Source organism: Bradyrhizobium sp. I1.14.4, from assembly GCF_050435825.1.
Taxonomy (GTDB): Bacteria; Pseudomonadota; Alphaproteobacteria; order Rhizobiales; family Xanthobacteraceae; genus Bradyrhizobium.
In genome coordinates this window covers 198,944-205,813 of sequence record NZ_JBNDLA010000012.1, presented here as the reverse complement: position 1 = coordinate 205,813, position 6,870 = coordinate 198,944, and the positions used below count along the sequence as shown (strand labels likewise).

The window sequence follows — 6,870 nt, the reverse complement described above, 5'->3', positions numbered from 1 at the left end:
TTGTTCGGATCCTGCTCGAACTGCACCAGCTGGTTGTCGACCGTATCCAGGCTCTCGCTGCTCTCCGTCAGGAACTCGCGCAACAGATCGTCCATGAACCCAACCTTCAAAAGCGCAGCGGCGCGCGACATCGACGCGCCTGACGGAACTTAGGTCAGCTTCTCCGCAAAGCGTTTAAGTTTGGTTGAGTAAATGGAAAGGAACGGGATCAACAAAGAGATAAGGCCGCGCGATTGAATCGCGCGGCCCGTCGTAACCTTTGATTAATGATGTTGGCGCGGCCGCGTTCAGGAGGCGGCGATAATGACCTTCTCGCCGTCGAGCGCCAGCGTCACCTTCAGCCCGCAGGATTCCGCCAGCAGGCGCGTGTAATGCGGTTGCACCGCATGCGCATCGACCGTGTTCGGCGAGCTCGCATTGAGCAGGTCGACGATGTTCTGCGGCACGCGCGCGTGGAGGCCCGCGGCCGTGATGCGGAAGCTCATGGCCTCGCCCTCGCCCGCCGGATCGATGGTGAGCGTACCGCCGCGCGGTATGGTCTGCTGCGCGATGACCAGCATGTTCAACAGCAGCTTGACCCGATTCTTGGGCAGCAGCAGCCGCGGCAAATTCCAGGTCAGCGTCACCTTGCCGTCCTCGATATGCCCTTTCGCCATGTTCTGGGCATCGCCGAGGTCGATCTGCGCGCCGGAGGAACCGGCCGCACCGAACGCCAGCCGGCAGAATTGCAACCGAGCCGAAGCGGTCTTGGCGCTCTTGCGGATCAGATCGAGCGCAAATTCGCGATCTTCGGGCTTGGGATTGTCGTCAAGGACCTCAAGCCCGTTGACGATCGCGCCGACCGGACTGATGAGATCGTGACAGACCCGCGAACACAAGAGCGCCGCGAGTTCGAGTGCATCGGGAGCGGGACCGGGAGACGAAGTGCCAGACATAGATTGTTTCCTGGAAAGCCGCACGCCGACGGAGGAGTGCGAATCACGCATGCCTGTCGGCTTGATACACCGCGCAGACGGATGCTGCCAGCTTGCGGCCGGACTGATAAGGGAAGACAAACAGGATATGAGATCCGCTCATGAATAAGGCACAGCCGTCCCTGATCGGTTGCGAGGCCGCCGCTACGCTGCTCGAATCGCTGACCGAACTGGTGATCCGGGCCGGAGAGGCGATTCTTGCAGTCAACCGTTCCGCAATGAATGTCATCGGCAAGAGTGACGGTTCGCCGGTCACTGAGGCCGATCTCGCTGCCGACCACATCATCGTCGAAGGGCTGACGCGGCTGGTGCCGCATGTGTCGCTGCTGTCGGAGGAGCGCGTCCATCTGGCGAAGCCGCCCTACAAGGACAGTTTCTTCCTGATCGATCCGCTCGACGGCACCAAGGAGTTCGTCGCCGGCCGCAATGAATTCACCGTCAATGTGGCGCTGGTCACGCACGGCGTGCCGCTGCTCGGCATTGTCGGTGCGCCTGCGCTCGGCCTGATCTGGCGCGGCATCGTCGGCAAGGGCGCTGAACGGTTGACGCTGCAGCGAGGCGCGGTTTCGCAGGCCGTGCCGATCAAGACCCGTCCTTGCCCGCCGCGCGGCGCGCCATGGACCGTTGCGGTCAGCCGTTCACATGGCGATGCGCGCACCGAAGCCTTCATCGACGAACGCGACGGCGCGGTCCGCGCCGTGCTGGGATCGGCCGTCAAATTCGGCCGTGTCGCCGAGGGGGAGGTCGATATCTATCCGCGTCTGTCACCCACGTCGGAATGGGATGTGGCGGCCGGTCACGCGGTCGTCGTTGCGGCCGGCGGCAAGGTCACCGATTCGAACGGGAGCCAATTGCATTTCGGGTTCGGCCGCGAGGACTTTCTGGTGCCCGAATTCATTGCCTGGGGCGACCCGGCCGCAGCATTGTGACTACCGCGCGAGATTTTCTTCCAGCTCCGGCCAGCGCGCCGCGGCTTCCTTCAGGAAGCGCGCGGGATCGGCGGCGAAGGTGTCGCGGCTGTGTTCCCGGCTGAACAGATAAAGCCTGTTCCCGACGACAGCCCAGAATCGCGGATTGCCCGCGCAGGTGACTCCCCGCACCAGATCGGTCGGATCGTAACCGCCGAACTGCGGGCCGTAGATTTCGGGATGCGCCACGAACGAGGCGCGGTTGCCCTCGTTACGGAAACGCCACACTACGCCGCTTTCGGCAGCCTCGAATTCCGGCCGCCCCTGGGTGGCGGTGGCGTCGGTGAAATAGGCGACGGGATCGAATCCCTCGATTGCTAACCCGGAGTAGCGGTTGGTCACCACGCGCTCGGTCGTGGTGGCCTGAACGGGCAAAGGGAGCCAGATGGTCGCCAAAATGCCCGCCAACAGGCCGAAAAACGCCATCCCCCGGCACGATCCATATCTTTCCTGCCGTTGTGCCGTCATAGTTGATACCGATAACATTCGAGTCGAGGGGACACTGGGCGCAACCTAGAGCCGTGCCTGTTGGCATCAGGTTAAAGGGCAACGCCCGGATTTCGATAGCAGGGGTTCTTAATGACTTTCGCATCACGCCTTGCCGCGGTCGCGTTTGCCGCGCTGATGTGCTGGAGCGCAGGAGCGTCCGCGCAGCAGCCCCCACCGCCGCAATATCCACCGCCACAGCGTGAACCGACCCCGTATACTTACGGGCCCGACGAACTGGTCGGCGCCGGACACAAGTTCTTCGGCAACGTTTCGCGCGGGCTCGCCTCGGTCATCGAGCGCGCAGTCAGCCAATGGGGTCTGCCCAACGGTTATGTGCTCGGCGAGGAAGGCTCCGGCGCGTTCGTGGCCGGGCTGCGCTATGGCGAAGGCACGCTCTACACCAAGAACGCCGGCGACCTCCGGGTCTATTGGCAGGGTCCCTCGGTCGGCTTCGACTGGGGCGGCGACGGTGCCCGGACCATGACGCTGGTCTACAACCTGCCCTCGACGCAGGCGATCTACCAGCGCTTCGTCGGCATCGACGGCTCTGCCTACATTGTCGGCGGCTTCGGCATGACGGCGCTGACCGCCAACAGCATCGTGCTGGTCCCGATTCGCTCGGGCATCGGCTTGCGGCTCGGCGCCAGTGTCGGCTATCTCAAATTCACCCCGCGCGCGACCTGGAACCCGTTCTAGGTCGTAGCCCAGACGGGGTGATTGCGCCGGGCGCTCCGGCACGGTTAGCGATTCAGGTTAACGCGGCAAACGGGCTGGCCTTTGGCCGGCCCGCCGTGGCATTGTGATTAACAAATTCCTTCTTTCCTTCTACTTATCCTTGGAGTGACCCTTCATGATCGAGCCGATCATGTACGCGGCGATCGGTTTCCTGATCTCGATGCTGTGCGGCCTGATGATCGTGCCGCTGGTGCATAACCGGGCGGTACGGTTGACCACGCGCCGCATGGAGGCGGCCACGCCGCTGTCGATGGCCGAGATCCAGGCCGACAAGGACCAGCTGCGCGCCGAATTCGCGATGTCGGCCCGCCGGCTCGAGATGAGCGTCGACCAGCTCAAGAGCAAAACCACGAGCCAGCTCGCCGAGCTCGGCAAGAAGACCGACGCGATCAACCGCATGAAGATCGAGCTGGGCGAGAAGAACGCCGCGATCTTCGCGCTGGAGGCGCGCGAGAAGGCGATGAAGGAGCAGCTTCGCGCCACCGAGGAAGAGTTCTCAGCCAAGACCGAGCTGTTGCGCAACGCCGAGCAGGCGCTCACCGACAAGCAGAGCGAACTCGGCAAGATCAACGCCCAGCTCAATGACCGCTCGATGACGGCGGACAGCCGCCAGATCGAACTGGTCGCGGTGCGGACCCAGGTCGAGGAGTTGAAGAACCGCGTCGGCGATGCCGCCAGGGAATTCGCGGCAACCGAGGCCCGTCTCGCGCAGGAGCGCAGCCAGTCGGAAACCGTAACGCGCGATCTCACCGACGCGCGCGGCCGGGTCGAGAATCTGAGCCAGCGCGTCACCGATCTCGACCGCCAGCTGATCGTCCAGGTCAAGGAAGCCGAGATGCTCGGCAACCGCGTCAATGACCTCGAGACGCGGCTCGCGACCCAGGGCAAGCTGCTTGCCGAGCGCGAATTCGAGAACGGCCAGCTCAAGCAGGCCAACGCCGCCGCAGAGCGGACGGTGCAGGAGCTGCGCGAGGAGATCGCCGCAGTGGGCGGCGGCAAGTCGTCCGTGCTCGAGAAGTTGCGCCAGGAGAAGGCCGCAGTCGAGCAGCAGCTGCGCATCATCAGCGACGAACGCGGCAAGCTGCAGCGCGACATCAACGCGATCCAGCAGCAGGCCGAGAGCTCGTGGGCGACCGAGCGAATGGAGAACGCGCTGCTGCGCGAGCGCATCAACGACATTGCCGCCGAGGTGGCCAAGCTCGCGATCCAGCTCGAAGGCCCCAATTCGGCGATCGAGGCCATGCTGGCGGCAGAGCCGACCGTGCCGGCCAAGGCAGCCGCCAAGCCCGCCAACGGCGCCGCAAATGGCGTCTCGCCGGGCAGCGGGATGCCCGAAGGCGGCGGCACGCTCGCCGAACGCATCCGGGCGCTGCAGTCACACGCGTCCCGTGCCCGCCAGCAAGGGGCTTGATTCCTGCAGGTCTTAGTTCCTGCAGGTCTTGATTCCTCCAGGTCTTGGCTTGACACCGCTACCCGGCACTTCGTAAATCGCACGCTCTGACGAAGCGCCATTCTCGACCGGCCGCCGACCAGCGGCCCTTGGCACGTCACATCCCGGACGCATAGCTCAGCGGGAGAGCGTTCCCTTCACACGGGAGAGGTCCAAGGTTCGATCCCTTGTGCGTCCACCATTCATCAAGCTAAATCAATAGCTTAGCGTCGATCCTCCCCTCTTGTAGGCCCCAGAAAAACCGGGACACAATCGGGGATCAATGTCCCTTTGCCGCCGTTCGAGTCCAATGGCCCGGTGGCGTTCGATGTAGTCGCGAGAAATCGTTCGGGTGTCAGCTGAGCGGGACCAGCCCGGCTCTTTGCTCGCGGCGAACTATTCGTCGCCAGATCGAGGTCTTGTCGTTGCGAGTGACTGCTCGACGCAAGCATGACTTGCGCGACTTGTTCGCCCTGTCGTTAGCCTCCAAGCCCAAACAATGGAAGGTTTAGGCATCATTCTCTATTAAAAGATAGGTTTGCAGATCAAATCGGTTGACTTTGTGCGGCAAAATGATAGCTAAACTAATCATTTCACTCAACAAAGATATGAATACCTATCATGAAGTCCTTCGACGCTCTACATGACTTGGGAAAAATCCTGCACGATGCCAGGAGACAGGCAAAACTGACGCAAGAGCAGGTGGCCGGGCGCGCAGGCATTTCCCGACCGAGCTATCGCGACATCGAGAACGGCGGAGCGGCGGCTCGCGCGACAACACTCATCAACGTTGCCCGCGCGCTCGGTATGGAATTGATGCTGATCCCGCAAGCGATGGTGCCTGGAGTGCAAGCGCTACTGCGCCCTTCCGAAGACGATGACCGCCCAGCATTCACTATTGAACCTGACGATAACGATCATGCCTAAAGTCAGCGCCCCTCACGAAATTCAATCGCTAGACGTATTCCTCCAGGACCTCAAGGTTGGCACGATCGTCCGAACGCCAGGCGACTTCAACGCCTTCAGCCTCGAAACGGAATATCGAAAGCTCGCGAAGCCGCCCATAGTGAGTCTGTCCTTCAGATCCGCAAATGGCGGCCTCCGCAACGATCCAAAACCTACACTGCACACGCTCCCCGCATTCTTCGCGAATATGCTACCCGAAGAACGGCTTCGCGAAGCGATGGAGAAACACCACGCCGGCAAAGTCCGTTCTGGGAACGACTTTGATCTGCTGACGGCACTCGGCGGCGATCTACCGGGCGCAGTGCGCGCACTGCCAAGCGACGGAAGTGCCACATCCCCTCCTCCGGGTGCCGCCGGCGCGATCAAGGCGCGCTTCTCTCTGGCCGGTGTACAAATGAAGCTCTCCGTAATGAAGAACACCGACAAGGAAGGTGGATTGACATTGCCCATCGGTGATGGACAGGGCCAATACATCGCAAAATTCCCATCCACCAATCATATAGGACTGTCGGAGAACGAATTCGCGATGCTGGCTCTCTCCGAGGCACTAGGGATGGATGTACCTGAACGTGAACTGGTCGATAAATCCGCTTTCGAGGGAATTCCCGAAGAGTTCAACACCCACTCCACAGGCAAAGTGCTCCTCGTCAAACGCTTTGATCGAGGCGCTAAAGGCGCGCGCATCCACATTGAAGACTTCGCTCAAATCTTCGGCGTCCCGCCTTCCCGGAAATATGATGGAGCTTCGTATCACGATATCGCCAGCGCCTTGAATGCGGCGGTCTCGATTGACGCCGCGATTGAATTCGTACGTCGCTTGGCATTTGCCGCGCTGATCGGAAACGGCGACATGCACCTCAAAAATTGGTCGACTATTTATCCAGGTGATGGACTGACCCCTGCGCTCGCCCCGGTATATGACGTGCTGTCCTCAGTCCCATATCTTCCGAAAGACCAAATGGCGCTCTCCCTGGGTGGCGAGAAGCCATTTAGGGCGCTTACTCCCATCGTCTGGCGCAAATTCAGCAACCGCGCCCGGCTTCCGGAAAAGGCGGTGCTGATGGCTGTAGAACAGGTCGTAACTTCCGTAAATGAGCATTGGTGGAAGCTGCCCGAGCGAAGCGTCGTGCCAGCTTCCGTGCTTGAGAGAATCGATGACCACGTCCGTATGATGAGCAACGTCTTGCCTCCCGGCTAACGACCTTCATATCCTCGCCGGAATCTTACTCGACGTCATGATCCGGGGTGCTTGGTACGATCTCTCGAACGGATTTGGTCCCTACCACCACTTGCCACAAGCGCTTTGTTC

7 protein-coding genes and 1 tRNA gene are annotated in these 6,870 nt (G+C 61.5%); 6 read left to right on the top strand and 2 right to left on the bottom strand.

Annotated elements, in window-relative coordinates; all coding sequences use genetic code 11:
• Positions 1-287: 287 nt before the first annotated feature.
• Positions 288-935, bottom strand: a complete 648-nt coding sequence (gene chpT, locus ABIB78_RS24130; RefSeq protein WP_429029090.1) for a histidine phosphotransferase ChpT — start codon at positions 933-935, stop codon at positions 288-290.
• A 140-nt stretch (positions 936-1,075) separates the two neighbouring features.
• Between chpT and cysQ the strand changes: the two genes are divergently transcribed.
• Entirely contained in the window at positions 1,076-1,903 is an 828-nt protein-coding gene (cysQ, locus tag ABIB78_RS24125; RefSeq protein WP_429029089.1) for a 3'(2'),5'-bisphosphate nucleotidase CysQ, read from the top strand.
• Here the strand turns inward: cysQ and ABIB78_RS24120 are convergent, their stop codons facing one another.
• Positions 1,904-2,368: a YHS domain-containing (seleno)protein gene (locus ABIB78_RS24120; RefSeq protein ID WP_429029088.1), complete on the bottom strand. Its 465-nt coding sequence runs from the start codon at positions 2,366-2,368 to the stop codon at positions 1,904-1,906.
• A gap of 153 nt (positions 2,369-2,521) precedes the next feature.
• Between ABIB78_RS24120 and ABIB78_RS24115 the strand changes: the two genes are divergently transcribed.
• The 5 genes from ABIB78_RS24115 (at position 2,522) to ABIB78_RS24095 (ending at position 6,759) form a co-directional block, all read left to right on the top strand.
• Complete coding sequence (locus ABIB78_RS24115; protein WP_429029087.1) at positions 2,522-3,127, top strand: DUF1134 domain-containing protein; 606 nt, start codon at positions 2,522-2,524, stop codon at positions 3,125-3,127.
• Between the two features lie 154 nt (positions 3,128-3,281).
• Positions 3,282-4,577, top strand: coding sequence for a hypothetical protein (locus ABIB78_RS24110; RefSeq protein ID WP_429029086.1), 1,296 nt, complete (start codon positions 3,282-3,284; stop codon positions 4,575-4,577).
• A 145-nt stretch (positions 4,578-4,722) separates the two neighbouring features.
• Positions 4,723-4,797: transfer RNA gene (locus ABIB78_RS24105), tRNA-Val, on the top strand.
• Between the two features lie 419 nt (positions 4,798-5,216).
• Complete coding sequence (locus ABIB78_RS24100) at positions 5,217-5,522, top strand: helix-turn-helix domain-containing protein (protein WP_429029085.1); 306 nt, start codon at positions 5,217-5,219, stop codon at positions 5,520-5,522.
• Positions 5,515-6,759, top strand: coding sequence for a type II toxin-antitoxin system HipA family toxin (locus ABIB78_RS24095; protein WP_429029084.1), 1,245 nt, complete (start codon positions 5,515-5,517; stop codon positions 6,757-6,759). The genes ABIB78_RS24100 and ABIB78_RS24095 overlap by 8 nt, the downstream gene beginning before the upstream one ends.
• The last annotated feature ends 111 nt before the right edge of the window (positions 6,760-6,870 follow it).

Coding starts and splice junctions, on each gene's coding strand:
- ABIB78_RS24100 (WP_429029085.1), top strand. CDS start 5,217: ATGAAGTCCTTCGACGCTCTACATGACTTGGGAAAAATCCTGCACGAT.
- ABIB78_RS24095 (WP_429029084.1), top strand. CDS start 5,515: ATGCCTAAAGTCAGCGCCCCTCACGAAATTCAATCGCTAGACGTATTC.
- cysQ (WP_429029089.1), top strand. CDS start 1,076: ATGAATAAGGCACAGCCGTCCCTGATCGGTTGCGAGGCCGCCGCTACG.
- ABIB78_RS24115 (WP_429029087.1), top strand. CDS start 2,522: ATGACTTTCGCATCACGCCTTGCCGCGGTCGCGTTTGCCGCGCTGATG.
- chpT (WP_429029090.1), bottom strand. CDS start 935: ATGTCTGGCACTTCGTCTCCCGGTCCCGCTCCCGATGCACTCGAACTC.
- ABIB78_RS24120 (WP_429029088.1), bottom strand. CDS start 2,368: ATGGCGTTTTTCGGCCTGTTGGCGGGCATTTTGGCGACCATCTGGCTC.
- ABIB78_RS24110 (WP_429029086.1), top strand. CDS start 3,282: ATGATCGAGCCGATCATGTACGCGGCGATCGGTTTCCTGATCTCGATG.